Origin of the sequence: Pseudomonas sp. TWR1-1-3 (assembly GCF_049896805.1) — a bacterium.
GTDB classification, from domain to species: domain Bacteria; phylum Pseudomonadota; class Gammaproteobacteria; order Pseudomonadales; family Pseudomonadaceae; genus Aquipseudomonas; species Aquipseudomonas bubulae.
In genome coordinates, this window is the sequence record NZ_JAFCUZ010000002.1 from 623,833 (window position 1) to 649,329 (window position 25,497).

The window sequence follows — 25,497 nt, forward strand, 5'->3', positions numbered from 1 at the left end:
ATGCGCTATAAAAACGCGCATCTCTCGTCTTATTGAGCATTTATCTCAATATTTTTTATAGGCTTGCCATCTTTCCCGCCAATGGTTAGGGTTGAGCCTATGAACACACCTCACGTCCTCATTCTGCTTCGCCAACATCGCAGCCTTTGCCTCGTCAGTGCACGACTGCAAAGCTAGTTGCGGTGCCTCGCCTTCTGCTTTGTTTTTTTCCGGCTCGCCGCGTCTGAATCGCAGGCCTGCATATTAAGGATAGCCTGATGACCATGCTCAAGAACCCATCTTCCAAGTACCGCGCCTTCCCGGTCATTGACTTGCCCGACCGTACCTGGCCGTCGAAAACCATCACCCAGGCGCCGATCTGGTGCAGTTCCGATTTGCGCGACGGTAACCAGTCGCTGATCGAGCCGATGGATGCGGTAAAGAAGCTGCGATTCTGGAAAACCCTGGTCAGCGTAGGCGTTAAAGAAATCGAGGCATCGTTCCCGGCGGCATCGCAAACCGACTTTGACTTTGTCCGCACCCTGATCGAAGACGGCCATATACCGGACGACACCACTATCCAGGTGCTGACCCAGGGCCGCGAAGACTTGATCGCCCGCACCTTCGAATCGCTGCGCGGCGCGAAAAAGGCCATCGTCCACCTGTACAACGCCACTTGCCCTGCTTTCCGCCGCATCGTGTTCAACCAGGACAAGGACGGCATCAAGGAAATCGCGGTCAGCGCGGCGAAGCTGTTCGTCAAATACGCCGCTCAGCAGCCCGAAACCCACTGGACGTTCGAATACTCGCCAGAGACCTTCAGCGCCACCGAACTGGAGTTCGCCAAGGAAGTGTGTGACGCGGTAATCGAAGTGTGGAACCCGACGCCTGAGCACAAGATGATCCTCAACTTGCCTGCCACCGTTGAGTGCGCGACGCCGAATATCTACGCCGACCAGATCGAATGGTTCGGCCGCAATATCAATCGCCGTGACAGCGTGCTGATCAGCCTGCACACCCACAACGACCGTGGCACCGGTGTAGCCGCCACCGAGCTGGGCCTGATGGCTGGCGCCGATCGTGTCGAAGGCTGCCTGTTCGGTAACGGCGAACGGACCGGTAACGTCGACCTGGTGACCGTGGCCCTGAACATGTACACCCAGGGCCTGGATCCGCAGCTGGACTTCTCCGATATCGATGGCGTGCGCAAGGTTGTCGAAGAGTGCAACCAGATCCCGGTGCACCCGCGTCACCCGTATGTGGGCGACCTGGTGCACACCGCGTTCTCCGGTTCGCACCAGGACGCCATTCGCAAAGGCTTCGCCCAGCAGAAACCGGACGCCCTGTGGGAAGTGCCGTACTTGCCGATCGACCCGGCGGATATCGGTCGCAGCTACGAAGCCGTGATTCGGGTTAACAGCCAGTCGGGCAAAGGCGGGATCGCTTACCTGCTGGAACAGGAATATGGCATCAGCCTGCCACGTCGGATGCAGATCGAGTTCAGCCAGGTGGTACAACGCGAAACTGACCGTCTGGGCCTGGAAATGACTGCTCAGCAGATTCACAGCTTGCTGCGCACCGAGTACTTGCAGGCCAACACTCCTTACGCGCTGGTCAGCCATCGCTTGCAGGAAGAGAACGGTCACAGTGCGGTCGAAGTCGAAGTCTCGGCCAAAGGTGACGGCGAGACCAATCTGCGCTGGAGCGGCAAAGGCAACGGCGCGCTGGAAGCACTGGTAGCCGGCCTGCCGGTCAATGCGGAAATAATGGACTACAACGAACATGCGATTGGCGCTGGTACCAACGCCAAGGCTGCGGCTTATATAGAGTTGCGGGTCAATGGCGGCCGAGCCGTGCATGGCGTGGGCATTGATGAAAACATCACCACGGCAAGCTTCAAGGCATTGTTCAGCGCTCTGAACCGTTCCCTGAGCGAAGCCGAGGCGAAAGCCGCGTAAACGTTGTTATGAAACGCAAAAGCCCCCAAGGTGAGAACCCTGGGGGCTTTTTATTGCATCATGACCGGCATTCACCAGCCCCTGTGGGAGCGGGCTTGCTCGCGATTCAGGCGGCGCGATTTGGCAGGCAGGCCGCGGTGATGCCATCGCGGGCAAGCCACGCTCCCACAGGTTTACGTCGTACACACAAGCTGATAACTGCTTCTACAAATCAGCGCAGATCAAAACTGTCCGCATCCAGGTTGGCCGGGAAGCGCTCGCGGTAAGCACCCAATTCGCCCGCATTCAGGCTCATGGTAAATACGCCATCCGCCTCCCCTGCACTGAGCAGCGACTCGCCCTGAAAATCGAGGATATGACTGTCCCCGGTATACACCAGACCTTTGCCGTCCGTGCCCACCCGGTTCACCGCCGCGACATAACACAGGTTTTCGATGGCCCGCGCCGGCAGCAAACGGTTCCAGTGCAACCGCCGCGCACCCGGCCAGTTGGCGGTGTACAGCAACAGGTCGGTATCATGGGGGTCGCAGCTCCACACCGGGAAGCGCAGGTCATAGCAAATCAGCGGGCGAACACGCCAGCCCTTGACCTCAAACTGGACCTGACGCTCACCCGGAGTGAAATGCTCATGCTCACCGGCCATTCGGAACAGGTGGCGTTTGTCATAATGCAGCACTTCGCCATCCGGACGCGCCCACAACAGGCGGTTACGGTGGCTGCCATCCGCCGCGAGCACAATCACGCTGCCCGTCACCACGGCATTGAGCCTTTGTGCCTGCTTGCGCAGCCACTCGGTGGTCGGGCCGCTTTCGGGCTCAGCAAGGGTACTGGACTCCATGCTGAAGCCGGTGGTGAACATCTCAGGCAAGACCACCAGGTCAGCGCCAACAGCCTGCTCGAGCAGCTCGTCGAAATGATCGAAGTTGGCCTGACGGTCATGCCAGGCCAGCGTGGTTTGCACCAGCGCTACGTTTAAATCGGGTAATCCCTTTAGATCACGCATAGTTTCTCTGCTGCTTCACGCAGCGTCTCTTCGCGTTTGGCAAAACACAGTCGAACCAGCCGTTGCCCTGCGGGCGGGGCCTGGTAGAACACCGACACCGGAATGGTGGCTACACCATGCTCACGGGTCAGCCACACCGCCATGTCGACATCATTGAGGTCCGGACGAATTCGGGAGTAATCCACCAACTGGAAATACGTCCCTGCCACCGGTTTGAAAGTAAAACGCGATGGGTTCAGCAAATCACAAAACAGGTCTCGCTTGGCCTGATAAAACCCGGGCAACTCTTCAACGTGCTCGGGGTGGGCACTCATAAAGTCAGCCAATGCATATTGCAGGGGAGTGACCCCGCAAAAACTGACGTACTGGTGAACCTTGCGCAATTCGGCGGTCAGAGCCGGCGGTGCCACGACATAACCGGTTTTCCAGCCCGTAACGTGATACGTCTTGCCGAAAGAGCTGACCACGAATGCACGATCGTACAGTTCAGGATGGGACAAAACACTGACATGGGGCACGCCATCGAACACCAGGTGTTCGTACACCTCATCGCTGATGAGGTAGATATCCCGATCAGCAATCAGGCGGGCCAACTGGTCAAGCTCGGCACGGCTGATCAAGGCACCACTGGGGTTGTGCGGGCTGTTGAGAATGATCATGCGCGTGCGCGGGCTCAGCGCATCTTCAAGCTTTTGCCAGTCTATCGAAAAGTCATCCAGCCCCAACTGCACATGCACACAACGGCCACCCGCCAGTTCGACCGAAGGCTCGTAGCTGTCGTAGCACGGATCAAACACAATGACTTCATCACCAGCATGAATCACGGCCTGAATGGCGCAGAAAATAGCCTGGGTAGCGCCGGGGGTGATGGTCACTTCAGTGTCAGCATCCACCTGTGCGCCATAGCTACGGGCGATCTTGGCCGCCACTTGCTGACGCAACGCAGGCAGGCCGGTCATTGGGGAGTACTGGTTATGGCCACTGGCAATGTGCTGGCCAACTGCATCACGCAACGCCTGCGGGCCATCGAAGTCAGGGAACCCCTGAGACAGGTTGAGTGCGCCGGTTTCTGCCGCGAGCTGCGACATGCGCGTGAAGATGGTGGTGCCGACGTTCGGCAACTTGCTGGTGATCATGGCCGTTCCCTGTTGAGTTCCCGGCACTGACTGCGGCACAGGACCCACCGAGGATAGCCCAAACGCCTGACACGAAAAAGGGTCCTTTCGGACCCTTTCTCATTACGCTTTGAGCTTGCGCGGTTAGCGCTTGTCTTTGCGATTTTTCTCGGCTTTCTTGTGGTGCGACATCATGCGACGTTTCTTGTTGACCTGACGGTCGGTCAGCGAGTTCTTGTTGCCTTCGTACGGGTTCTCGCCACCTTTGAACTCGATGCGGATCGGCGTACCGACCAGCTTCAAGACGCGACGGTAGGTGTTTTCGAGATAACGGACGTAAGACTTCGGCACCTTCTCAACCTGGTTACCGTGAATCACGATAATCGGCGGGTTGGCACCACCCAAGTGGGCATAACGCAGCTTGATCCGGCGGCTGTTGACCATCGGTGGCGCGTGCTCGCTAACCGCATCTTCCAGAATCTGGGTCAGGCGGTTGGTCGGCCAGCGGGTAACCGCCGACTTGAATGAGTTTTGCACCGATTGGTACAGGTTACCCACGCCAGTGCCGTGCAGCGCCGAGATAAAGTGGATATCGGCGAAGTCGACGAAGAACAGGCGACGGGTCAACTCGACCTTGACGAACTCGCGCTCGCTAGGGGTCATGCCGTCCCACTTGTTGATCGCGATAACCAGAGCCCGACCGGCCTCCAGGGCAAAGCCCAACAGGTTTAGGTCGTGGTCAACCACGCCTTCACGGGCGTCCATCACAAAGATCACCACGTTGGCGTCTTTGATCGCTTGCAGGGTTTTGACCACGGAGAATTTTTCAACTTCTTCGTGGATCTTGCCGCGCTTGCGCACACCGGCGGTGTCGATCAGCGTGTACTTCTCGTCGTTACGCTCGAACGGGATGTAGATACTGTCGCGAGTGGTACCCGGTTGGTCATAGACGATTACCCGGTCTTCACCAAGCATGCGGTTAACCAGGGTCGATTTACCGACGTTCGGGCGACCGATGATTGCGATCTTGATGCCGTCTTTTTCGCTAGGGCCCGGAATGCGCTTGGCTTCCTCACCTTCGAGAACAACTTCTTCTTCGCCGTCTTCCGGCTCTTCTTCGTCACGCGGGAAGTTGCTCAGGGCAATTTCCAGCATCTGCGTGATACCACGGCCATGGGCACCGGCGATCGGGATTGCATCGCCCATACCCAGCGGCGCGAACTCGGCGCGAGCCATGTCCGGGTCGATGTTGTCGACCTTGTTGGCCACCACGTAGGAGCGCTTGTTACGTTTGCGAAGGTGTTCGCCGATCATCTGGTCAGCGGCAGTGAAACCCGCCTTTGCATCTACCAGGAACAGAACGACGTCAGCTTCTTCGATGGCCAGCAGCGACTGCTCGGCCATTTTTTCGTCCATACCGTGCTCGTCACCGGAGATACCGCCGGTGTCGACCAGAATGTAGGAACGCCCTTGCCACTTGGCCTCACCGTATTGGCGATCACGGGTCAGACCGGACAAGTCGCCGACGATGGCGTCACGAGTCCTGGTCAGGCGGTTGAACAAGGTGGACTTGCCGACGTTTGGTCGGCCCACCAGGGCGATTACGGGAACCATGCGGCTCTCCACTTCGTTATTTCAGAAAATACAAAAGCCGCTGCAAGGCAGCGGCCAGAGTTCGGAACAGCACAAATGTGCCGCAAACCTTGCCAGAGCAAGGCTGCCCGAGGCCCTAGAGCCTCAAGCATAGACGCCTTAGCGAATGGTCAGGGCTTCCAGTTTGCCGCTGTTACCAAACACGTAAATCATGTCACCGACCACCAGCGGACGTGCCCGAAGGCCATCACTGTCAACGCGGGTACGGCCCACGAAACGACCATCGACCTGGCTGAGCAGGTGCAGATAGCCTTCCATGTCACCGACTGCCACATAGCTGGAGAAGACCTCTGGAGCCGACAATTGGCGGCGTGCCAGAGCATCATTGCTCCACAGCGAGGTGGTCGAACGCTCGTCAACGCCTTCTACAGTGCCCGACGCCAGGCTGACGTAGACGCTGCCGAAACCTTGGGCGACACCTGCATAGCTGGAAGCATCACGCTGCCAGAGCACGCGACCCGATTCCATGTCCAGTGCCGCCATGCGGCCCTGGTAGCTGGCGACGTACAGTGTACCGCCAGACAACAGCAGGCCACCGTCGATATCGACAATGCGTTCAAGCTCGGAGCGACCCTGCGGGATGGCAACACGTTGCTCCCACACAGGCACGCCGTTGCGGGTATCCAGGGCGACCACTTTACCGGTCGACAAACCGCCGATGGCCAGGTGATTGGTCACCAGTGGCGCCCCCGTACCACGCAGGGTCAGCACGCCCGGCGTGCTGTCATACGTCCAGCGCTGATTGCCGGTGTCAGCATCCAGACCGATCAGACGATCGTCCTGAGTCTGTACCACCACCACATCACCGTTGGTCGCAGGAGGTGCAAGCACTTCGCTGTTAACGCGAGAGCGCCATTTTTCTTCGCCTGTGCTGGAATCCAGGGCAATCACGTCACCTTGCAAGGTGCCAAGCATGACCAGGCCATAGCCCAGGCCAACTGCGCCGGAAACAGGCAGATCGAGGTCTTTTTTCCACTCAACGTCGCCGTTCATGCGGTCCAGAGACATCACCACGCCCGTTACGTCAGCAGCGTAGATATTATTGCCTTCAACAGCCGGAACCAGCATGTTGTAGGTTTTGCCCTGACCGTCACCGATCGAGCGGCTCCACTGCTTTTGCAGCACGACTTCTTCTTTGAAGTCGGTCAGCTCCGCCGGTGGCAATTCTTTTTTGCTGTTGCTGCTGCAACCCGCGGCCAAAACGACCAGAGCCAGCAATGCTGCATGTTTCCATCGCATCACGTCACGCATCCCCTTTGGCCAGGTCATCGAGCTTGATTTGCAAGCCGCCTACTGCTGCTTCATCCGACAATCCGGCCTTGGCCTTCTCGTAGGCTGCACGCGCATCGTCAGTACGGCCCTGCTGCACCAGCAGGTCGCCCTTGAGTTCTTCACGGCTGGCCAGGAATGCCTTGTCCGAGTCGCCTTCCAGCAGCTTCAGGGCATCGTCAACCTTGCCCTGTGCGGCCAGTACCTGAGCCAGACGCTGACGCGCCACTTCGCCCAGAGTGGCATTGGCCGGCTTGTCGACAATGACTTTCAGCTCGGTAGCCGCGTCATCAAGCTTGCCGTTGTCCACCGCCACCTTGGCCACAAACAGGCCGCCAAATTGCGAATAGGCAGTGCCTGCGTATTCACTTTTCAGCTTGTTGGCCAGATCCGCCACGCGGGCCACATCCGGCTTGCCGTCAGGGGTTAGCGTGGTTTCAAGCAATTGTTGGTAGAGAACCGACGCACCTTGCGACTGATTCGCCTGATATTTGTGCCAGAGCTGCCAGCCGGACACCACTACCAGCGCAAGCAAGCCGCCAGTCAGCAGGGGTTTGCCGTTGCGCTGCCACCAGTCTTTCAACTCGCCCAGCTGATCATCTTCGTTACTCGACACCCCAACACTCCTTATTCGCTAAATCGGCTGTTTTGCAGCTTCAACCCTGCACGATGCAGGTGGCCAAGTGCTCGGCTAGAGCATCCCAGGCAATCGTTTGTTGTTCGCCCTGGCCACGCAGGGGTTTTACACCTACCACTTGCTGGGCCAATTCGTCGTCACCCAGGATCAGCGCAAACAGTGCACCGCTCTTGTCAGCCTTTTTGAACTGGCTTTTGAAGCTGCCCGCACCGGCATTGATCTGCAGGCGCAGGTTTGGCAGTTGATCACGAACGCGTTCGCTCAAAGCCAGGGCTGCCAGTTCGGCGGCTTCGCCGAAAGCACACAGGTAAACATCGACCTGACGTGCGATTTCTTCGGGGATCTGCTCAAGGGTTTCGAGCAGCAGGATCAGGCGCTCGATGCCCATGGCAAAACCGACACCGGCAGTAGGCTTGCCGCCCATCTGCTCGACCAGGCCATCATAACGACCGCCCGCACACACGGTGCCCTGGGCGCCCAGTTTGTCGGTTACCCATTCAAATACGGTCTTGCTGTAATAATCCAGGCCACGAACCAGCTTCGGGTTTATCGTGTACGGGATGCCGGCGGCATCGAGGCGAGCCTTGAGGCCCTCGAAATGCACGCGGGACTCTTCGTCCAGGTAGTCCACCAGTTTCGGTGCATCCACCAGAACCGCCTGGGTATCGGCGTTCTTGGTGTCGAGCACACGCAACGGGTTGGACTTGAGGCGACGCTGGCTGTCTTCGTCAAGTTCGCTCAGACGCGAGGACAAATACTCGACCAGGGCCGCACGATAGCGCGCACGGGCTTCGCTGGTGCCCAGGCTGTTGAGTTCGAGCTTGACCGCATCGCGGATACCCAGCTCGCCCCACAGGCGCCAGGTCAGCACGATCAGTTCGGCATCGATGTCCGGACCATCGAGGTTGAACACCTCGACGCCAATCTGGTGGAACTGGCGATAACGGCCTTTTTGCGGGCGCTCGTGACGGAACATCGGGCCGATGTACCAGAGTTTTTGCACCTGGCCACCACCGGTGATGCCGTGCTCAAGCACCGCACGCACGCACGCCGCAGTTCCCTCAGGACGCAGCGTCAGCGAATCGCCGTTGCGGTCCTCGAAGGTGTACATCTCTTTTTCGACGATATCGGTCACTTCACCGATCGAGCGTTTGAACAGCTCGGTGAATTCGACGATTGGCATGCGGATCTGCTTGTAACCGTAGTTATCCAGCAAACGCGAAACCTTGCTCTCGAAGTAGCGCCACAGAGGCGTCTGCTCCGGCAGGATGTCGTTCATGCCACGAATGGCTTGCAAAGACTTGCTCACAATAAATCCTTTATTCGTCTGGTTAGCCGCGCGCGATAACGGCTGCGTCAGCTTCGACCTTTTCGGCCGCCTTCTGCCGGATCAGTCTTTCGAGCTCATCCACCAGATTGTCATTCGTCAGTTTCTGCGACGGCTTGCCGTCGATGTAGATCAGGTTGGGTGTACCACCGGTGAGCCCCACATGGGCTTCCTTGGCTTCGCCAGGGCCATTGACCACACAACCGATCACGGCAACATCCAGCGGCACCAGCAGGTCTTCGAGGCGAACTTCAAGTTCGTTCATGGTTTTCACCACGTCGAAGTTCTGCCGCGAGCAGCTCGGGCACGCGATAAAGTTGATGCCGCGCGAGCGCAGGTGCAAGGACTTGAGGATGTCGTAACCGACTTTTACTTCCTCAACCGGGTCTGCTGCCAGGGAGATGCGGATGGTATCGCCAATTCCTTCGGCGAGCAGCATACCTAGGCCCACGGCAGATTTCACTGTGCCTGAACGCAAACCACCGGCTTCGGTAATGCCCAGATGCAGCGGCTGGACGATTTCCTTGGCCAGCAGACGGTAGGCTTCAACCGCCATAAACACGTCGGAGGCCTTTACGCTGACCTTGAAGTCCTTGAAATTCAGGCGTTCAAGGTGCTCAACGTGGCGCAGTGCCGATTCGACCAGGGCGGCAGGCGTCGGTTCGCCGTATTTTTTTTGCAGGTCTTTTTCCAGGGAACCGGCGTTGACGCCGATTCGGATCGGAATACCGCGATCGCGGGCTGCATCAACCACCGCCCGCACACGGTCTTCGCGACCGATGTTGCCCGGGTTGATGCGCAGGCAGTCCACACCCAACTCTGCAACGCGCAGGGCGATGCGGTAATCGAAGTGAATGTCGGCGACCAATGGCACCTTGACCAGTTGCTTGATCCGGCCAAAAGCCTCGGCTGCGTCCATATCCGGCACGGAAACCCGCACGATATCGACACCCGCGGCTTCCAGGCGGTTGATTTGCGCAACGGTTGCAGCGACGTCATTGGTGTCACTGTTGGTCATGCTCTGCACAGCAATAGGGGCATCGCCACCTACAGGTACATTACCGACCCAGATTTTGCGCGATTCGCGACGTTTGATTGGTGATTCGCCGTGCATGACTTATTGACCCAACTTCAGACGAGCAGTCTCGCCACTGGTGAAAGGAGCGACATCCACAGGCTGGCCGTTATAGCTGACCTGGGCACCGCGGGCATAGCCCAGGCGCAAGCTCAGGGGTGGCTTGCCGCTCACTTCTAGATTTTCGCCCTTGCGCTTCAAGCCACCAAACAGCACTTTGCCCGTGCCGTCGGTCACTTGAGTCCAGCAATCAGCGGTGTATTGCACGCTCACTTTGCCAGCACCGGCAACCGGGGCGGCAGTGTCGGGCGCAGGCGCGGTGGACGTAACAGGTGCCACTACTGGCGCAACTGGCGCAACAGCAGCAGGTACTGGCTGTACCGGAACGGCAACGGGTGCCTGGGGCTCGGCAGCGGGAGCACCCGGCAGTGCCAGTGCCGTGGTCGCGCCCTGCTCCGGCGCCGATTCGGCCGCCAGAGGTGTTTCGCCTTCGGCCTTGGCCTCGGCTACTGCCTGATCTTCAGGTTCGTCCAGCGGGTGGATGCGGGTTGTGCCGTCAGCCCCTTCGACTTCGACGTGTTCCGGAGCAAGACCAATCAGGTCCTTGGCGCGCATGGACGTCTGGTCTTGCCACCAGATAAAACCGCCTCCGACCACGGCGATCAACAGCAACAGGCTGACGATACGCAAAATGGTATGCGACACGCGCACCGGCTCTTCTATGCGACCCAGGCTGTGCACGTTGCTGCCGTTGGCATCAGTGCCGGTGTACAGGTCAAATTCACGCACAAGGGCGGCCTGGTCCATACCCAGCAATTTGGCATAGGCCCGGATATAGCCCCGGGCAAAGGTATGCCCAGGCAGTTTGTCGAACGCGCCCGTTTCAAGGTTGCTCAGGGAGCTGGCCGTGAGGTTGAGTTTCAAGGCGACTTCAGCCAGCGTCCAGCCATTGTTTTCACGGGCCTGACGCAGAGTCTCACCGGGATTGACACGAGTCGCTGCTAGAACTTCGGGTTGCGCCGCTTTCATCATTGCTCCGACAGGTATTGCTGATATTCCGGCGTGCCGGGATAGAGTCGTTTTAGTTGCTGGCCATGGTTGGCAGTTGGGGTGCGGTCATCGAAAACACTCGCCAGTCGCGCACCGAGCAATAGACTACGTGCATTTTGCCCGCTAAGCAGGCTAAAACGATCGTAAAAGTCACGCGCCGTTACATATTGTTTGTCCTGATAAGCCATCTCGGCCATTTCAAGCAACGCACGGGGTTGTCGAGGGTTCAGGCGCAGTGCTTTTTCAAGCTGCTGGCGCCCCGCTTCAGGTTGCCCCAACTCAAGTGACGTTATACCCAGATTTTCGTAGATGCGGGAGCGTTCCGGATAAAGGTTGTCTGCTGCCGCCTTTTGAAACTGCATGCTGGCCTCCTGATAGCGCTGACGCTCAAACAGGAAACTGCCGTAATTATTGAGGATCCGGGCATCAGCAGGCCGACCGTTCAACGCGGTACGGAATGCCTGCTCGGCCAGGGCAAACTCCATTTCGGCCTGAAACACCAAGGCCAGTGCGGCGTTGGTGTCCGGGTCGGTCTTGTCGAGCTCAAGGGCCTTGCGCAAAGGGACTTTGGCCTGCTCGGTCATCCCTTGCTGCAAATAGCCCAGACCCAGCTGAACATACGCCTGACGCGCCTCGTTACGCCCTTTGTCGCCAGCCATCGGGCTTGAATCGCCCGATGACACGCAGCCAGCCAAAAAGCTGACCAAAACGACCGGGAGCGCAGCGCGCAGGATCATGGATGTCCTCTCTCAGGGCGCAGAGGCAGCGTTTTGCGCTGTATCGGCGTCAGCACTCAGCTCACGCGCCGCGATCAGGCGCGAACTGCGGCGGGTACGGTCATTGACCTGACCTACCAGCTGCCCGCACGCCGCATCGATGTCTTCACCACGGGTGGTGCGCACGGTCACGTTGTAGCCAGCCTGCTGCAACAGCTCCTGGAAACGGCGAATGGCATTGTTGCTCGGGCGCTCATAGCCAGAATGCGGGAACGGATTGAACGGGATCAGGTTGATCTTGCACGGTGTGTCTTTAAGCAGCTCGATCATTTCGCGGGCGTGATCGACATGGTCGTTCACATCCTTGAGCAAGGTGTACTCAACGGTCAGCACGCGCTTTTCGCCCAGGGTCGCCATATAGCGACGGCAGGAATCAAGCAGCATGGCCAGCGGGTACTTCTTGTTGATCGGCACCAATTGACTACGCAGTTCGTCGTTAGGTGCGTGCAGCGACAATGCCAGCGAAACGTCAATGTGCTTGGCCAGCTCATCGATCATCGGCACCACGCCGGAGGTAGACAGGGTGACACGGCGCTTGGAGATGCCGTAGCCCAGGTCATCCATCATCAGGTGCATGGCAGAAATGACATTGTCGAAGTTCAGCAGCGGTTCGCCCATGCCCATCATCACCACGTTGGTGATGGCGCGGTCGATGGTTGCCGGAACGCTGCCAAAGGATTTGTTGGCAATCCACACCTGGCCGATCACTTCGGCGGCGGTGAGGTTGCTGTTGAAGCCTTGCTTGCCGGTGGAGCAGAAACTGCAGTCCAGGGCACAGCCAGCCTGGGACGAAACGCACAGGGTGCCACGTTTGCCCGAGGGAATATAAACGGTCTCGACGCAGCTGCCGGACTCTACGCGTACCACCCACTTACGGGTGCCATCGCTGGAGATGTCCTCGCTGACGACTTCGGGTCCACGAACCTCAGCAATGGCCTTGAGCTTGTCGCGCAAGGCCTTGCTGACGTTAGTCATGGCGTCGAAATCATCGACGCCAAAGTGGTGAATCCACTTCATGACCTGACCGGCACGGAAACGCTTCTCCCCGATTGAGTCGAAGAATTTCTCCATTTCCGGTTGAGTCAAACCCAACAGGTTGGTTTTGCCAGTCGTTGCAATCATGTCTTCACCCTCACTCACAAGCCAATACTTAGCGAGTGGTTACTTCAGTAGCTGCGAAAAAGTACGAGATTTCACGAGCAGCAGCGGCTTCAGAGTCGGAACCGTGAACAGCGTTTGCGTCGATGGATTCAGCGAAATCAGCACGGATAGTGCCGGCAGCTGCTTCTTTAGGGTTGGTAGCGCCCATCAGCTCGCGGTTCAGAGCGATAGCGTTTTCGCCTTCCAGAACCTGAACAACAACAGGACCGGAGATCATGAAAGCAACCAGGTCGCCGAAGAAGCCGCGCTCGCTGTGCTCAGCGTAGAAGCCTTCAGCTTCAGCTTTGGACAGTTGCTTCAGTTTGGAAGCTACAACCTTCAGGCCAGCGTCTTCGAAACGGGTAACGATCTTGCCGATAACGTTTTTAGCAACGGCGTCAGGCTTGATGATGGAGAAAGTACGTTGAACAGCCATGGTGTAACTCCAGAAACAGTGATTTAAGCGAAAAATTAAACCCGCGAATTATACGCGGGTTCTTGGGTATTGCATAATTACGTGCGTTGCAAGCTTAGTCGGCTTCTTCGATCCACAAACCCTGAATGGCTTCGAGCACCTTCTCTCCGCCGCGATCAGGGATATCGTCGAACTCCGGCAGCGCCATGACCAGATTGCGCAGCGTGACGAAATTCACCGAGAGCGGATCGACATCCGGGTGAGCTTCAGCCAGCTGGATCGCGATTTCCTGTACATCAACCCATTTAAGGCTCATGCCAATTCCTTATCAGTGCGGCGCTTCGGCAGCATGGTTGAGCGAGTATTTCGGAATCTCGACGGTGATGTCTTCAGTGCCAACGCGGGCCTGACAGCTCAGGCGCGAAGTCGCTTCCAGACCCCATGCTCTATCAAGATAGTCCTCTTCCAGCTCGTCAGCTTCGTTCAACGAGTCGAAACCCTCGCGAATCACGCAATGACAAGTGGTGCAGGCACAAACACCACCGCAGGCACTTTCGATTTCAATGTGGTTGTCGTGGGCCACTTCGAGAATGGTCTTGCCGGTCTCAGCCTCTACAACCATACCGTCCGGGCAGTGCTCGGCGTGTGGCAGAAAAATGATCTGCGGCATCAGTTATTCCTCGATTTCATTCAGGTTGCGACCCGACAAAGCGGCCTTGACGGTCAAGTCCATGCGACGGGCTGCAAAGGCATCGGTCACTTGCGACAGACGCTTGGTCTGCTGCTCGATGGCGTAACCATCGGTGCCTTTCAACAATTCGGACAGTTCCTGCATCTGCAGCTCGATCACCATGCGCTCTTCGGCATCCAGCAAACGCTCGCCATCGACTTCAAGGGCTGCTTGCACGGCCTCGATCAGACGCTGGGCATCCACCTGCTGTTCACGCAATACGCGGGCGACCTTGTCGTCGCTGGCGTACTGGAACGAATCCTTGAGCATTTTGGCGATTTCGCCGTCGGTCAGGCCGTAGGAAGGCTTGACCTGGATATTGGCTTCAACACCTGAACCCAGCTCGCGGGCCGACACGCTGAGCAAACCGTCGGCATCGACCTGGAAGGTCACGCGAATTTTTGCGGCACCGGCCACCATCGGCGGGATGCCACGCAATTCAAAGCGCGCCAGGGAGCGGCAATCGCTGATCAGCTCGCGCTCACCCTGCAGCACATGAATCATCATGGCCGTCTGACCATCTTTATAGGTGGTGAAGTCCTGCGCTCGCGCCACCGGAATCGTGGTGTTGCGCGGAATAACCTTTTCCATCAAGCCACCCATGGTCTCCAGACCAAGGGACAACGGAATCACATCAAGCAGGAGCAGTTCGCCGCCATCGCGCTTGTTGCCGGCCAGGGTATCGGCCTGGATCGCAGCACCAATGGCAACCACTTGATCCGGGTCGATATCGGTCAGGGGCTCGCGACCAAACATCTGAGCCACCGCTTCACGCACACGAGGTACACGGGTCGAACCACCCACCATGACGACGGCCTGGACGTCTTCAATCTCGATATTGGCGTCGCGCACAGCACGGCGACAAGCCTTGAGGCTGCGCGCAACCATTGGCTCGATCATGGCGTCGAAGGCTTCACGGGTCAGCTCGGACTGCCAGCCACCAAAGGCAACCGTCACCGAGGACGCATCGGTCAGCGCTTCTTTTGCAGCGCAGGCAGCCTGCAGCAAGGTGCGCTGCGTGCCTGGATCAAGGTCGGCAGACAATCCGGCCTGCTCGACCATCCAGCTGGCAATCGCATGATCGAAGTCATCGCCACCCAGCGCGCTGTCGCCGCCGGTAGCCAAGACTTCAAACACACCGCCGGTCAGGCGCAGGATCGAGATATCGAACGTACCCCCACCCAGATCATAGATAGCCACCACGCCTTCAGCCGACTGGTCCAGGCCATAGGCCACGGCGGCCGCTGTCGGCTCATTGAGCAGGCGCAGCACATTCAGACCAGCCAGTTTGGCCGCGTCTTTAGTGGCCTGGCGCTGAGCGTCATCGAAATAGGCCGGGACCGTAATCACCGCCCCCACCAATTCACCACCCAGGGTCTTTTCGGCGCGCTCACGCAGCACCTTCAAGATTTCGGCAGACACTTCAACCGGGCTTTTAGGGCCTTGCACCGTGTCAATAAACGGCATGTGCGACTCACCGCCGACAAAGCGGTAAGGCAACTGCTCGCCCAACTGCTTGACGTCGGACAGACCACGTCCCATCAAGCGTTTGACCGACAGCACGGTATTGAACGGGTCGCTGGAGGCTGCCAGACGTGCCGACTCGCCTACCTCGACGCGATCAGCGTGATAGCGCACGGCAGACGGCAAAATGACATTGCCATTGGCGTCGGCCAGAGGCTCGGAAAGGCCGCTGCGTAAAGCAGCGACCAGCGAATTGGTAGTGCCCAAGTCGATCCCCACAGCCAGACGTCGCTGGTGCGGTTGAGGACTTTGGCCGGGTTCGGCGATCTGCAGTAGGGCCATCGTAATCAGGACTTATCTGTAATCAGGCGTGCCATCAGGGAAGCACGGAGTTAATCGTCGAGGCGCTCTTCTAGCTGGCGCACTTCGTAAGTTAGCTTGTCGAGGAACTGCATGCGGCGCATCAGGCGTTCAGCCTGCTCACGCTGCGCAGCATCATCCCAACACGCTGCGAAGCTGTCGTTCAGGTGTTCCTGAGCGACTTTCAGTCGACGCTTGAATGCTGCAATACCGGCCATATCGGCGCTGTCATGCAAATCTTCAAGTTCTTCGCGCCACTGCATCTGCTGCATCAGGAACTCGGGATCGTGCACCGTGACTTCCAGCGGCAACTCGCTCCCCTTCAGCGCAAGCAGGTAACGCGCACGCTTGGCAGGGCTTTTGAGCGTCTGGTAGGCCTCATTGAGGCTGGCGGACTGCTCCAGCGCCAGGCGCTGCTCGCGCTCGGAAGCATCGGCAAACCGATCCGGGTGAACACCACGCGCCAGCTCTCGATAGCGCACAGCCAGCTGATCGAGGTCCAGATTGAAACCCGGTTGCAGCTCAAACAAAGCAAAATGACAAGGAGTACCCACGATCAGCCTCAGATATTGAAGCTTTCGCCGCAGCCACATTCACCGCGCACGTTAGGGTTATTGAACTTGAAGCCCTCATTGAGGCCTTCCTTGACGAAATCCAGTTCGGTGCCGTCAAGATAGGTCAGGCTTTTCGGATCAATGATCACTTTTTCGCCATGGGTTTCGAAGACCTGGTCTTCTTCACCTACTTCATCGACAAACTCCAGCACATAGGCAAGACCGGAACAGCCCGTGGTGCGAACACCCAGACGAATCCCCTCACCTTTGCCGCGCCCATCAAGGGAGCGGCGAATGTGTCGCGCAGCCGCTTCTGTCATGCTGATAGCCATCGTGACTCCTTACCTTTTGCCAGTTTCTTCACCTTGCCTGCGCCACTTGCGGGCGCAAGCAGTACGGATCAGATCAAACCTTTCTTCTGCTTGTAATCGCGAACAGCAGCCTTGATGGCGTCTTCAGCGAGTACCGAGCAGTGAATTTTTACCGGCGGCAAAGCCAGTTCTTCAGCCAGCTGAGTGTTCTTGATGGTCTCTGCTTCATCCAGAGTCTTGCCTTTCATCCACTCGGTCGCCAGGGAGCTGGAAGCGATTGCCGAACCGCAACCATAGGTCTTGAACTTGGCATCTTCAATGATGCCCTGTTCGTTGACCTTGATTTGCAGGCGCATTACGTCGCCGCACGCAGGGGCGCCGACCATGCCGGTGCCGACATCCGGGTCTTCCGCGTTCATCTTGCCGACGTTGCGCGGGTTTTCGTAGTGGTCGATGACCTTTTCGCTGTAAGCCATGGTACTAATCCTCACTCATCAGAGAGTCGCTCTTGAGACGCTGTAAAAGCTGCTGTTCGCTGCGCTTACAGCGTCTACTTACGGCGACTTAAATTGTTAGTGCGCCGCCCATTCGATTTTCGAGATGTCGATGCCGTCTTTGTACATGTCCCACAGCGGCGACAGGGCGCGCAGCTTGGTAACAGCCTCGCAAACCTTCTGCGCGGCGTAATCGATTTCTTCTTCGGTGGTGAAACGGCCGAAGGTAAAGCGGATGGAGCTGTGAGCCAGCTCGTCATTGCGGCCCAGGGCGCGCAATACGTAGGACGGCTCGAGGGAAGCAGAAGTACAGGCCGAACCGGACGACACAGCCAGATCCTTGAGCGCCATGATCAGCGACTCGCCTTCAACGTAGTTGAAGCTCAGGTTCAGGTTGTGCGGAACGCGGTGGACCATGCTGCCGTTGACGTACAGTTCTTCAAGGTGTTCAACCTGCTTGAAGAAACGGTCGCTCAACGCCTTGATACGGATGTTCTCTGCAGCCATTTCTTCTTTGGCGATCTGGAACGCTTCGCCCATGCCCACGATCTGGTGGGTGGCCAGGGTACCCGAACGCATGCCGCGCTCGTGACCGCCGCCGTGCATGGCTGCTTCAATACGCACCCGAGGCTTGCGGCTTACGTACAGTGCGCCGATGCCTTTAGGGCCGTAGGTTTTGTGCGCCGAGAACGACATCATGTCGACCTTCAGCTTGGCCAGGTCGATTTCAACCTTGCCGGTGGACTGTGCCGCATCGACATGGAACAACACGCCGCGCGAGCGAGTCAGCTCACCAATGGCAGCGATATCGTTGATGGTGCCGATTTCGTTGTTCACGTGCATGATCGAAACCAGGATGGTGTCGTCGCGCATCGCGGCCTCAACCATGGCCGGCGTTACCAGGCCATCGGTGCCCGGCTCGATATAGGTCACTTCAAAGCCTTCACGCTCAAGCTGACGCATGGTGTCGAGAACGGCCTTGTGCTCGATCTTGTCGGTGATCAGGTGCTTGCCCTTGGTGGCATAGAAGTGCGCTGCACCTTTGATTGCCAGGTTGTTGGCCTCGGTCGCACCGGAGGTCCAGACAATTTCACGGGGGTCAGCGTTAACCAGGTCAGCAACCTGACGACGCCCGTTCTCAACCGCTTCTTCAGCTTTCCAGCCGAACACGTGAGAGCGCGAAGCCGGGTTACCGAAGTTCCCGTCAACCAGCAAGCAGTCGCTCATTTTTTGAGCAACACGCGGATCAACCGGGGTAGTGGCTGAGTAATCGAGGTAAATTGGCAACTTCATGGACTATCTCCTAAATCAGGCTGGCTGGCGCACCGTCGTTTTTATGCAATCACTCGACGGCGGACGCTTCGATCTTATCCAGGTGCGGCGCCTTGCCATTACAGCGGCGCTGATCCTGACGCTGGGCTACTTCTTGTACCTCACGGCGAGTGACAAGGTCAGCCAAGCTGATACCGCTGAGAAAATCGTGTATTTGCAGGCTGAGGTCGCACCACAGGTGGTGGGTCAGGCAGGTGTCGCCGGCATGGCAGTCGCCAAGGCCCTGGCAACGCGTGGCATCGACGGACTCGTTCACGGCATCGATCACCTGAGCTACCTGGATGCCCTGCATGTCGCGTGACAGCTGATAGCCGCCACCCGGGCCACGCACACTGGAAACCAGACTGCTGCGGCGCAATTTGGCAAACAGTTGCTCAAGGTAGGAAAGCGAGATGCCTTGGCGCTCGGAAATATCGGCCAGGGACACCGGCCCGTGCTGTGCGTGCAACGCCAAATCGAGCATTGCAGTTACGGCGTAACGGCCTTTTGTAGTCAGTCTCATGGACAGGTACCACGGAATTCGGAATGGAAGCGAGTATGCTATTCCCGACTATTTAAGTCAACTATTAGACCTAGTACTTTAGTCGGGATTACCCGCAAAAGAGCGCGCGCATTGTAGCAGGGTCTGCGGCGTAATGGCACATGACACACATCTTGTGGGAGCGGGTTTGCTCGCGATGGCGCCATCGCGAGCAAGCCCGCTCCCACAGTTAATTCAGACCACGAGCCTCACACCGCCGCGCTTTCATCCTTGCCCTTGACGCAGGCGAAGTCTTCTTCGCGCAGCTCAGGTAGTTCTTTCGCACAGTAAGGGCTGCCCAAATCCTTGAGCGCGCCACACATACCATCCAGCTTGCCATCGACCGCCTGCAGATGATCCAGCAACTGGCCAATGGCCCGCGCCACCGGATCCGGCATATCTTCACTGACACCGTATGCGTCAAAACCGATTTTCTCAGCCATTGCCTTGCGCTTGGCCTCGGTTTCATCGTCATTCTTGATAATGATGCGCCCCGGAATACCCACTACGGTCGCGCCCGGCGGCACAGCCTTGGTCACAACCGCATTGGAACCGACCTTGGCCCCCGCCCCGACAGTGAACGGCCCCAACACCTTGGCGCCCGCCCCTACCACGACACCATTTTCCAGAGTGGGGTGGCGCTTGCCCTTGTTCCAGCTCGTACCCCCCAGGGTCACACCCTGATACAGGGTCACGTCATCCCCGATTTCGGCGGTTTCACCAATCACGATACCCATCCCGTGATCAATAAAGAAACGACGCCCGACCTTGGCCCCCGGGTGAATTTCAATCCCGGTCAGCCAGCGCCCGAAGTTGGACACCAGACGAGCCAGCCACTTCCAGCCAGCCTGCCACAACAGCGCCGACAAGCGGTGAATCCAGATCGCATGCATCCCCGGGTAGCACGTCAGCACTTCAAAAGCATTACGGGCTGCAGGATCACGGTGAAACACACTTTGGATATCTTCACGCAGACGCTCGAACATCATTAATCCTTGCGCTTGAGCAGCTCGCCACGGGCTGCTTTTTGGGTTTCGGTGAGAATGCCACGCAAAATATTCATCTCGGCACGACTGACAGCACTGCGACCGTAGAGCCGACGCAGACGCGCCATGAGGTGGCGCGGCTTTTCCGGATCCATGAACTCGATAGCTACCAGGGTTTGCTCCAGATGCTCATAAAAGCGCTCCAGCTCATCCATGGTGGCCAGCTCGCCACTCTTGGTGGACGCCACCTCTTCTTTCTCGATCTTGCTCGGCTGCCCCTGGGCCGCCAGCCAGGCCATGCGGATCTCGTAGCTGAGCACCTGCACGGCCGCGCCGAGGTTCAGGGAACTGAATTCGGGATCAGAGGGGATATGCACATGGAAGTGACAACGCTGCAACTCGTCATTGGTCAGACCGGAGTCTTCACGACCGAACACCAGCGCGATTTCCGCACCCTGGGCCGCCTCTGCAACCACTTTCTGCCCGCACTCGCGCGGATCCAGCAGCGGCCAGGGGATACGACGGTCGCGGGCACTGGTACCCAGCACCAGATTGCAGCCCACCAGGGCATCTTCAAGGGTCGCGACAACCTGTGCATTTTCCAGAATGTCACCGGCGCCCGAGGCGCGCGCATCGGCCTCATGGTGCGGGAACACCCTCGGCTCAACCAGAACCAGCCGCGACAACCCCATGTTTTTCATGGCACGCGCAGCACCGCCGATGTTCCCGGGATGGCTGGTATTGACCAGAACGACACGAATATTAGGCAGCAAAGGAAGCGCTCACAGACCAGCAAAAGGGAGCAAATCTTACCTAAGCAAAACGTCATAAGCTACGAAAGCTAACGCAAACCTTCATCTACCAAAGTTTTCTGATAGAATATTCGGCTTTCTTTAACAACCTTAGGTGAAACGTCCATGCAGCCCATGCTGAATATCGCGCTGCGCGCCGCCCGCAGCGCCAGTGAATTGATTTTCCGCTCCATCGAGCGCCTGGATACCATCAAGGTTGACGAAAAAGACGCCAAGGATTACGTCTCTGAAGTCGATCGTGCTGCTGAACAGAAAATCATCGACGCCCTGCGCAAGGCTTACCCGACGCACGGCATCCTCGGTGAAGAAACCGGCATGCACCCAGGCAGCGGTGAAGGTGAAGACTACCTGTGGATCATTGACCCACTGGATGGCACCACCAACTTCCTGCGCGGCGTTCCACACTTCGCCGTCAGCATCGCCTGCAAATACCGCGGCCGCCTTGAGCACGCAGTGGTTCTTGACCCGGTTCGCCAGGAAGAATTCACCGCCAGCCGTGGCCGTGGCGCCCAACTGAACGGTCGCCGCCTGCGTGTTAGCGGTCGTACCAGCCTGGAAGGCGCCCTGCTGGGTACCGGGTTCCCGTTCCGTGACAACCAGATGGACAACCTGGACAACTACCTGGGCATGTTCCGCAGCCTGGTTGGCCAGACTGCCGGCATCCGTCGCGCAGGCGCTGCCAGCCTGGATCTGGCCTACGTGGCTGCAGGTCGTTTCGATGCATTCTGGGAGTCGGGCCTGTCCGAGTGGGACATGGCTGCAGGCGCACTGCTGATTCAAGAAGCAGGCGGCCTGGTCAGCGACTTTACCGGTAGCCACGATTTCCTTGAAAAAGGTCATATCGTTGCCGGTAACACCAAGTGCTTCAAAGCTGTCCTGACTGCAATCCAGCCTCACCTGCCAACCTCGCTGAAACGCTAAGCGAATACCGCAGACAAAAAAAGCACCCTTCGGGGTGCTTTTTTTTGGCCTTGCAATTACCCCACCCTGTGGGAGCGGGCTTGCCCGCGATAGCATCACCGCGATTTGCCTGACAGACCGAGCTGCCTGCATCGCGAGCAAGCCCGCTCCCACAAGAATTTAATTCAGGATCAGCTTGCCTTCCTTGTCCACGGCAATTTCATTGCCCGGTTCGTGATCCATACGCACCTTGCCTTCCTTGCCATTGAGCGAATAGCGCACGTCATAGCCGACGACCTTGCTGCTGATGTCATTGACCGTGTTGCAACGCGTCTGGGTCGTGGTGTAGGTATCACGCTCCTGCATGCCTTCCTGCACCTTGTTACCGGCATAACCGCCACCCACCGCACCGGCAACCGTCGCGATCTTTTTGCCGTTACCGCCGCCCACCTGATTACCCAGCAAGCCGCCGGCGACAGCACCAATCACGCTGCCGACAATCTGATGCTGATCCTTGACCGGCGCCTGACGCGTCACAGTCACATCCTTGCACACCTCACGCGGCGTTTTGATCTGCTGGTTGACCGGCACAACGGCCAGCACCTGCGCAGACTCAGGGCCTTTCACCAAGCTGTAAGTGGCAAAAGCACCACCGGCTGTAACACCGACAGCACCCAGTACAGCACCCACCAGCAATGACTTGTTCACGTGAACCTCCAGACCATCTTAAGTGGGAACAGTCCCACACCAATCCTGGAGTTGGAGCACAAAAAAAGGCGCGAGTTCAATAACTCGCGCCTTTTAGGTGACAGTCGTCGATAACTATTGGTTATGGACGATCATCGACTTCCTTCTCACTCGCCGCAGGCGGGATCAGATCCTCTGCACTGAGATTCAGCCAGATCAGCACCACGTTGGCGATGTAGATCGACGAATAAGTACCCGCCAGAACACCCACGAACAGGGCAATCGAGAAGCCCCACAGGTTGTCGCCACCGAAAATCAGCAATGCGGCAATGGCCAGCAAGGTGGAGATCGATGTCGCCATGGTGCGCAGCAAGGTTTGCGTGGTCGAGATATTGATGTTGTCGATCAGGCTGGCCTTGCGCAGAACCCGGAAGTTCTCGCGCACCCGGTCAAATACCACAATGGTGTCGTTGAGCGAGTAACCGATGATCGCCAGCACCGCCGCCAATACCGTCAGGTCGAAGGTGATCTGGAACCACGACAGCACGCCCATGGTCACGATCACGTCGTGAACCAGGGACACGATCGCGCCGACAGCGAACTTCCACTGAAAGCGGAAGGCCAGGTAAAGCATGATGCCGCCCAGCGCCATCAGCATGCCGAGGCCACCCTGGTCGCGCAGCTCTTCACCCACCTGCGGGCCAACGAACTCGACGCGCTTGATCACCGCCGGATTGCTGGTATCTGCCTGACCCAGCGCAGCCGCTACCTTGTTGCCCAGCAACGGATCATCGCCGGGCATACGCACCAGCAAGTCGGTGGTGGCACCAAAGCTCTGCACCACGGCATCGTGGAAGCCGGCCGAAACCAGCTCGTTACGCACCTTGGTCAGATCAGCCGGCTTCTCGTAGGTCAGCTCGATAAGCGTACCGCCGGTGAAGTCCAGGCCGTAGTTCATGCCCTTGTGGAACATGCTGAACAAGGCCAGCACGGTAAGCAGTACAGTGACGCCGAACGCTACGTTGCGAACGCCCATGAAGTTGATTGTACGTAACATGGCAGCCCCTTAAATCCACAACTTCTTGAAGTCCCGACCGCCATACACCAGGTTGACCAGTGCGCGGGTGACCATAATGGCCGTGAACATCGAGGTAAAGATACCCAGCGACATGGTCACCGCGAAGCCTTTAACCGGCCCGGTACCCATGGCGAAGAGGATCCCGCCGACCAGCAGGGTTGTCAGGTTGGAGTCAACGATGGCGGTAAAGGCACGGTTGAAACCTTCGTTGATCGCCCGCTGCGGTGTCATGCCATTGGCCAGCTCTTCACGTATACGCGAGAAGATCAGTACGTTGGCATCGACCGCCATACCCATCGTCAACACGATACCGGCAATGCCCGGCAGGGTCAGGGTTGCACCCAGCACCGACATCAGCGCCAGCAGCAAGACCATGTTGCCCGCCAGTGCCACCGTCGCGATCACACCGAAGAAACGGTAGATGGCGATAATGAAGATCGACACGAACAACATGCCCCACAGCGATGCATCGACACCCTTGGTAATGTTGTCAGCACCCAGGCTCGGGCCAATGGTGCGCTCTTCAGCGAAGTACATTGGCGCGGCCAGACCACCGGCACGCAACAGCAGTGCCAGCTCGGAAGCCTCACCCTGGCCATTCAGACCGGTAATCCGGAACTGACTGCCCAGCGGCGACTGGATGGTCGCCAGGCTGATGATCTTCTTCTCTTCTTTGAACGACTGAACCGGTACGTCCTTCTCGACACCGTCAACCACTTGCTTGGTGTAAGTCGTCACCGGCTTCTGCTCGATGAAGATTACCGCCATGCTGCGACCAACGTTGCTGCGCGTCGAACGACTCATCAGCTCGCCACCGTGACCATCTAGCTTGATGTTCACCTGTGGACGGCCGTGCTCATCAAAGCCTGCCTGAGCATCGGTCACCTGGTCACCGGTGATGATCAGACCACGCTCGATTTGCGCGCCAGGACGGTTACCTTCACGGAACTCGAAAGTTTCGGACGTCGCTTTGGAAGCGCCCGGCTCGGCCGCCAGACGGAACTCAAGGTTGGCCGTCTTGCCCAGGATACGCTTGGCTTCGGCGGTGTCTTGCACGCCCGGCAGCTCAACCACGATGCGGTTGGCACCCTGACGCTGAACCAGAGGCTCGGCAACACCCAACTCGTTGACCCGGTTACGGACGGTTGTCAGGTTTTGCTTGATGGAATATTCACGGATTTCCGCCAGCTTGGCCGGGGTCATCGCCAGACGCAGAACCGGCTGACCGTTCAGGTCTGCAGCGGTAATGTCGAAATCATTGAAGCTTTTACGGATCAGGCTACGCGCTTGCTCACGGACAGCTTCATCAGTGAAGCCCAACTGAATGGCACCGTTGAGTTGCGGCAGGCTGCGATAACGCACTTTTTCTTTACGCAACAGGCTTTTGACATCGCTCTCGTACACTTTCATGCGTGCATCGACAGCTTTGTCCATGTCCACTTCCAGCAGGAAGTGCACACCGCCCGACAAGTCCAGACCCAGTTTCATCGGGTGAGCACCCAGACTGCGCAACCATTGTGGCGTGGTCTGTGCCAGGTTGAGCGCTACGACATAATCGTCACCCAGAGCCTTGCGTACAACATCCTTGGCTGGCAACTGGTCGTCTTTCTTGACCAGGCGCAGCAAACCACCTTTGCCGTTCTGGGCCAGGGAAGCACCCTTGACTTCAATGCCTGCATCCTTCAGCGCCTTGCTTGCGCGATCCAGATCAGCTTGAGTGACCTGCAGGGCCGTGCTCGCACCCGACACTTGAATGGCCGGATCATCAGGGTACAGATTGGGAGCGGAATAAATAAAACCGATCGCCAGCACTGCCAGGATCAGTATGTATTTCCACAGAGGGTATTTGTTCAGCATCAATCACGCCGCCCG

General features: G+C 58.0%; 26 protein-coding genes. 2 read left to right on the forward strand and 24 right to left on the reverse strand.

Translation table 11 applies throughout. From position 1 onward, the window contains the following. Positions 1-257 precede the first annotated feature (257 nt). Positions 258-1,937: a 2-isopropylmalate synthase gene (leuA, locus tag ACP7BE_RS10350; protein ID WP_095001460.1), complete on the forward strand. Its 1,680-nt coding sequence runs from the start codon at positions 258-260 to the stop codon at positions 1,935-1,937. A gap of 211 nt (positions 1,938-2,148) precedes the next feature. On the opposite strand, the gene ACP7BE_RS10355 is transcribed toward leuA, so the two are convergent. From ACP7BE_RS10355 to trmJ, 21 genes are all read right to left on the reverse strand, one after another. After that, the gene (locus tag ACP7BE_RS10355) at positions 2,149-2,940 is read right to left on the reverse strand and encodes an amidohydrolase (RefSeq protein ID WP_095018338.1); all 792 of its coding nucleotides are present in this window, start codon (positions 2,938-2,940) and stop codon (positions 2,149-2,151) included. Continuing rightward, positions 2,928-4,076, reverse strand: a complete 1,149-nt coding sequence (locus tag ACP7BE_RS10360; RefSeq protein ID WP_095018337.1) for a pyridoxal phosphate-dependent aminotransferase — start codon at positions 4,074-4,076, stop codon at positions 2,928-2,930. Before ACP7BE_RS10360 ends, ACP7BE_RS10355 begins: the two co-directional genes overlap by 13 nt. Positions 4,077-4,199: 123 nt before the next feature. After that, a complete protein-coding gene (gene der, locus ACP7BE_RS10365; protein ID WP_016779615.1) occupies positions 4,200-5,669 on the reverse strand; it encodes a ribosome biogenesis GTPase Der in 1,470 nt (489 codons plus the stop codon). Between the two features lie 138 nt (positions 5,670-5,807). Next, positions 5,808-6,959, reverse strand: a complete 1,152-nt coding sequence (gene bamB / locus ACP7BE_RS10370; RefSeq protein WP_095018336.1) for an outer membrane protein assembly factor BamB — start codon at positions 6,957-6,959, stop codon at positions 5,808-5,810. Next, positions 6,952-7,593, reverse strand: a complete 642-nt coding sequence (locus ACP7BE_RS10375; RefSeq protein ID WP_095001464.1) for a tetratricopeptide repeat protein — start codon at positions 7,591-7,593, stop codon at positions 6,952-6,954. The genes bamB and ACP7BE_RS10375 overlap by 8 nt, the downstream gene beginning before the upstream one ends. Before the next feature lie 40 nt (positions 7,594-7,633). Further along, positions 7,634-8,923 carry a histidine--tRNA ligase gene (gene hisS, locus ACP7BE_RS10380; protein ID WP_095001465.1) on the reverse strand — a complete coding sequence of 430 codons (1,290 nt, stop codon included), beginning with the start codon at positions 8,921-8,923 and terminating at the stop codon, positions 7,634-7,636. A 22-nt stretch (positions 8,924-8,945) separates the two neighbouring features. Further along, positions 8,946-10,055 carry a flavodoxin-dependent (E)-4-hydroxy-3-methylbut-2-enyl-diphosphate synthase gene (gene ispG / locus ACP7BE_RS10385; protein ID WP_086795918.1) on the reverse strand — a complete coding sequence of 370 codons (1,110 nt, stop codon included), beginning with the start codon at positions 10,053-10,055 and terminating at the stop codon, positions 8,946-8,948. Positions 10,056-10,058: 3 nt separating this feature from the next. Further along, a complete protein-coding gene (locus ACP7BE_RS10390; RefSeq protein WP_095020374.1) occupies positions 10,059-11,045 on the reverse strand; it encodes a RodZ domain-containing protein in 987 nt (328 codons plus the stop codon). Next, positions 11,045-11,803: a type IV pilus biogenesis/stability protein PilW gene (gene pilW, locus ACP7BE_RS10395; protein WP_130871882.1), complete on the reverse strand. Its 759-nt coding sequence runs from the start codon at positions 11,801-11,803 to the stop codon at positions 11,045-11,047. Before pilW ends, ACP7BE_RS10390 begins: the two co-directional genes overlap by 1 nt. A gap of 12 nt (positions 11,804-11,815) precedes the next feature. Further along, a complete protein-coding gene (gene rlmN / locus ACP7BE_RS10400) occupies positions 11,816-12,964 on the reverse strand; it encodes a 23S rRNA (adenine(2503)-C(2))-methyltransferase RlmN (protein ID WP_095001468.1) in 1,149 nt (382 codons plus the stop codon). A 28-nt stretch (positions 12,965-12,992) separates the two neighbouring features. Continuing rightward, positions 12,993-13,418, reverse strand: coding sequence for a nucleoside-diphosphate kinase (gene ndk, locus ACP7BE_RS10405; protein WP_016779608.1), 426 nt, complete (start codon positions 13,416-13,418; stop codon positions 12,993-12,995). A gap of 94 nt (positions 13,419-13,512) precedes the next feature. Continuing rightward, positions 13,513-13,713 carry a Fe-S cluster assembly protein IscX gene (gene iscX / locus ACP7BE_RS10410; protein ID WP_016779607.1) on the reverse strand — a complete coding sequence of 67 codons (201 nt, stop codon included), beginning with the start codon at positions 13,711-13,713 and terminating at the stop codon, positions 13,513-13,515. A 12-nt stretch (positions 13,714-13,725) separates the two neighbouring features. Next, a complete protein-coding gene (fdx, locus tag ACP7BE_RS10415) occupies positions 13,726-14,067 on the reverse strand; it encodes an ISC system 2Fe-2S type ferredoxin (RefSeq protein WP_003443365.1) in 342 nt (113 codons plus the stop codon). A gap of 3 nt (positions 14,068-14,070) precedes the next feature. After that, a complete protein-coding gene (gene hscA / locus ACP7BE_RS10420; RefSeq protein ID WP_095018332.1) occupies positions 14,071-15,933 on the reverse strand; it encodes a Fe-S protein assembly chaperone HscA in 1,863 nt (620 codons plus the stop codon). Positions 15,934-15,983: 50 nt separating this feature from the next. Further along, positions 15,984-16,505, reverse strand: a complete 522-nt coding sequence (gene hscB, locus ACP7BE_RS10425; RefSeq protein WP_150629358.1) for a co-chaperone HscB — start codon at positions 16,503-16,505, stop codon at positions 15,984-15,986. Between the two features lie 8 nt (positions 16,506-16,513). Beyond that, positions 16,514-16,837 (reverse strand): iron-sulfur cluster assembly protein IscA, encoded by a 324-nt coding sequence (iscA, locus tag ACP7BE_RS10430; RefSeq protein WP_016779604.1) that lies wholly within the window; start codon positions 16,835-16,837, stop codon positions 16,514-16,516. A 68-nt stretch (positions 16,838-16,905) separates the two neighbouring features. Beyond that, the gene (gene iscU, locus ACP7BE_RS10435; protein ID WP_007929523.1) at positions 16,906-17,292 is read right to left on the reverse strand and encodes a Fe-S cluster assembly scaffold IscU; all 387 of its coding nucleotides are present in this window, start codon (positions 17,290-17,292) and stop codon (positions 16,906-16,908) included. 96 nt (positions 17,293-17,388) lie between these two features. Next, entirely contained in the window at positions 17,389-18,603 is a 1,215-nt protein-coding gene (locus tag ACP7BE_RS10440) for an IscS subfamily cysteine desulfurase (RefSeq protein ID WP_019823684.1), read from the reverse strand. Between the two features lie 49 nt (positions 18,604-18,652). Next, positions 18,653-19,144, reverse strand: coding sequence for a Fe-S cluster assembly transcriptional regulator IscR (gene iscR / locus ACP7BE_RS10445; RefSeq protein ID WP_003443378.1), 492 nt, complete (start codon positions 19,142-19,144; stop codon positions 18,653-18,655). A 227-nt stretch (positions 19,145-19,371) separates the two neighbouring features. Next, positions 19,372-20,148, reverse strand: coding sequence for a serine O-acetyltransferase (gene cysE / locus ACP7BE_RS10450; protein ID WP_426105759.1), 777 nt, complete (start codon positions 20,146-20,148; stop codon positions 19,372-19,374). Positions 20,149-20,150: 2 nt separating this feature from the next. Further along, positions 20,151-20,921 carry a tRNA (cytosine(32)/uridine(32)-2'-O)-methyltransferase TrmJ gene (trmJ, locus tag ACP7BE_RS10455; protein ID WP_095018331.1) on the reverse strand — a complete coding sequence of 257 codons (771 nt, stop codon included), beginning with the start codon at positions 20,919-20,921 and terminating at the stop codon, positions 20,151-20,153. 144 nt (positions 20,922-21,065) lie between these two features. Here trmJ and suhB point away from each other — a divergent pair, with 144 nt between their 5' ends. Further along, positions 21,066-21,881, forward strand: a complete 816-nt coding sequence (gene suhB, locus ACP7BE_RS10460; protein ID WP_016779599.1) for an inositol-phosphate phosphatase — start codon at positions 21,066-21,068, stop codon at positions 21,879-21,881. Between the two features lie 159 nt (positions 21,882-22,040). On the opposite strand, the gene ACP7BE_RS10465 is transcribed toward suhB, so the two are convergent. The 3 genes from ACP7BE_RS10465 to secD all read right to left on the reverse strand — a co-directional run bounded on the left by ACP7BE_RS10465 (position 22,041) and on the right by secD (position 25,482). Continuing rightward, positions 22,041-22,568 (reverse strand): glycine zipper 2TM domain-containing protein, encoded by a 528-nt coding sequence (locus tag ACP7BE_RS10465; RefSeq protein ID WP_095001472.1) that lies wholly within the window; start codon positions 22,566-22,568, stop codon positions 22,041-22,043. Between the two features lie 121 nt (positions 22,569-22,689). Next, the gene (secF, locus tag ACP7BE_RS10470) at positions 22,690-23,604 is read right to left on the reverse strand and encodes a protein translocase subunit SecF (protein WP_095001473.1); all 915 of its coding nucleotides are present in this window, start codon (positions 23,602-23,604) and stop codon (positions 22,690-22,692) included. A gap of 9 nt (positions 23,605-23,613) precedes the next feature. Continuing rightward, entirely contained in the window at positions 23,614-25,482 is a 1,869-nt protein-coding gene (gene secD, locus ACP7BE_RS10475; RefSeq protein WP_426105762.1) for a protein translocase subunit SecD, read from the reverse strand. Positions 25,483-25,497 lie beyond the last annotated feature (15 nt).

Bases quoted from the DNA above. Each gene is read 5' to 3' on its own strand.
- secD (WP_426105762.1), bottom strand. From the start codon at position 25,482: ATGCTGAACAAATACCCTCTGTGGAAATACATACTGATCCTGGCAGTG.
- ispG (WP_086795918.1), bottom strand. From the start codon at position 10,055: ATGCACGGCGAATCACCAATCAAACGTCGCGAATCGCGCAAAATCTGG.
- iscA (WP_016779604.1), bottom strand. From the start codon at position 16,837: ATGGCTATCAGCATGACAGAAGCGGCTGCGCGACACATTCGCCGCTCC.
- bamB (WP_095018336.1), bottom strand. From the start codon at position 6,959: ATGCGTGACGTGATGCGATGGAAACATGCAGCATTGCTGGCTCTGGTC.
- iscU (WP_007929523.1), bottom strand. From the start codon at position 17,292: ATGGCTTACAGCGAAAAGGTCATCGACCACTACGAAAACCCGCGCAAC.
- ACP7BE_RS10360 (WP_095018337.1), bottom strand. From the start codon at position 4,076: ATGATCACCAGCAAGTTGCCGAACGTCGGCACCACCATCTTCACGCGC.
- secF (WP_095001473.1), bottom strand. From the start codon at position 23,604: ATGTTACGTACAATCAACTTCATGGGCGTTCGCAACGTAGCGTTCGGC.
- ACP7BE_RS10440 (WP_019823684.1), bottom strand. From the start codon at position 18,603: ATGAAGTTGCCAATTTACCTCGATTACTCAGCCACTACCCCGGTTGAT.
- rlmN (WP_095001468.1), bottom strand. From the start codon at position 12,964: ATGATTGCAACGACTGGCAAAACCAACCTGTTGGGTTTGACTCAACCG.
- ACP7BE_RS10355 (WP_095018338.1), bottom strand. From the start codon at position 2,940: ATGCGTGATCTAAAGGGATTACCCGATTTAAACGTAGCGCTGGTGCAA.
- suhB (WP_016779599.1), top strand. From the start codon at position 21,066: ATGCAGCCCATGCTGAATATCGCGCTGCGCGCCGCCCGCAGCGCCAGT.
- cysE (WP_426105759.1), bottom strand. From the start codon at position 20,148: ATGTTCGAGCGTCTGCGTGAAGATATCCAAAGTGTGTTTCACCGTGAT.
- fdx (WP_003443365.1), bottom strand. From the start codon at position 14,067: ATGCCGCAGATCATTTTTCTGCCACACGCCGAGCACTGCCCGGACGGT.
- ACP7BE_RS10390 (WP_095020374.1), bottom strand. From the start codon at position 11,045: ATGAAAGCGGCGCAACCCGAAGTTCTAGCAGCGACTCGTGTCAATCCC.
- iscR (WP_003443378.1), bottom strand. From the start codon at position 19,144: ATGAGACTGACTACAAAAGGCCGTTACGCCGTAACTGCAATGCTCGAT.
- iscX (WP_016779607.1), bottom strand. From the start codon at position 13,713: ATGAGCCTTAAATGGGTTGATGTACAGGAAATCGCGATCCAGCTGGCT.
- leuA (WP_095001460.1), top strand. From the start codon at position 258: ATGACCATGCTCAAGAACCCATCTTCCAAGTACCGCGCCTTCCCGGTC.
- pilW (WP_130871882.1), bottom strand. From the start codon at position 11,803: ATGATCCTGCGCGCTGCGCTCCCGGTCGTTTTGGTCAGCTTTTTGGCT.
- hscA (WP_095018332.1), bottom strand. From the start codon at position 15,933: ATGGCCCTACTGCAGATCGCCGAACCCGGCCAAAGTCCTCAACCGCAC.
- der (WP_016779615.1), bottom strand. From the start codon at position 5,669: ATGGTTCCCGTAATCGCCCTGGTGGGCCGACCAAACGTCGGCAAGTCC.
- ndk (WP_016779608.1), bottom strand. From the start codon at position 13,418: ATGGCTGTTCAACGTACTTTCTCCATCATCAAGCCTGACGCCGTTGCT.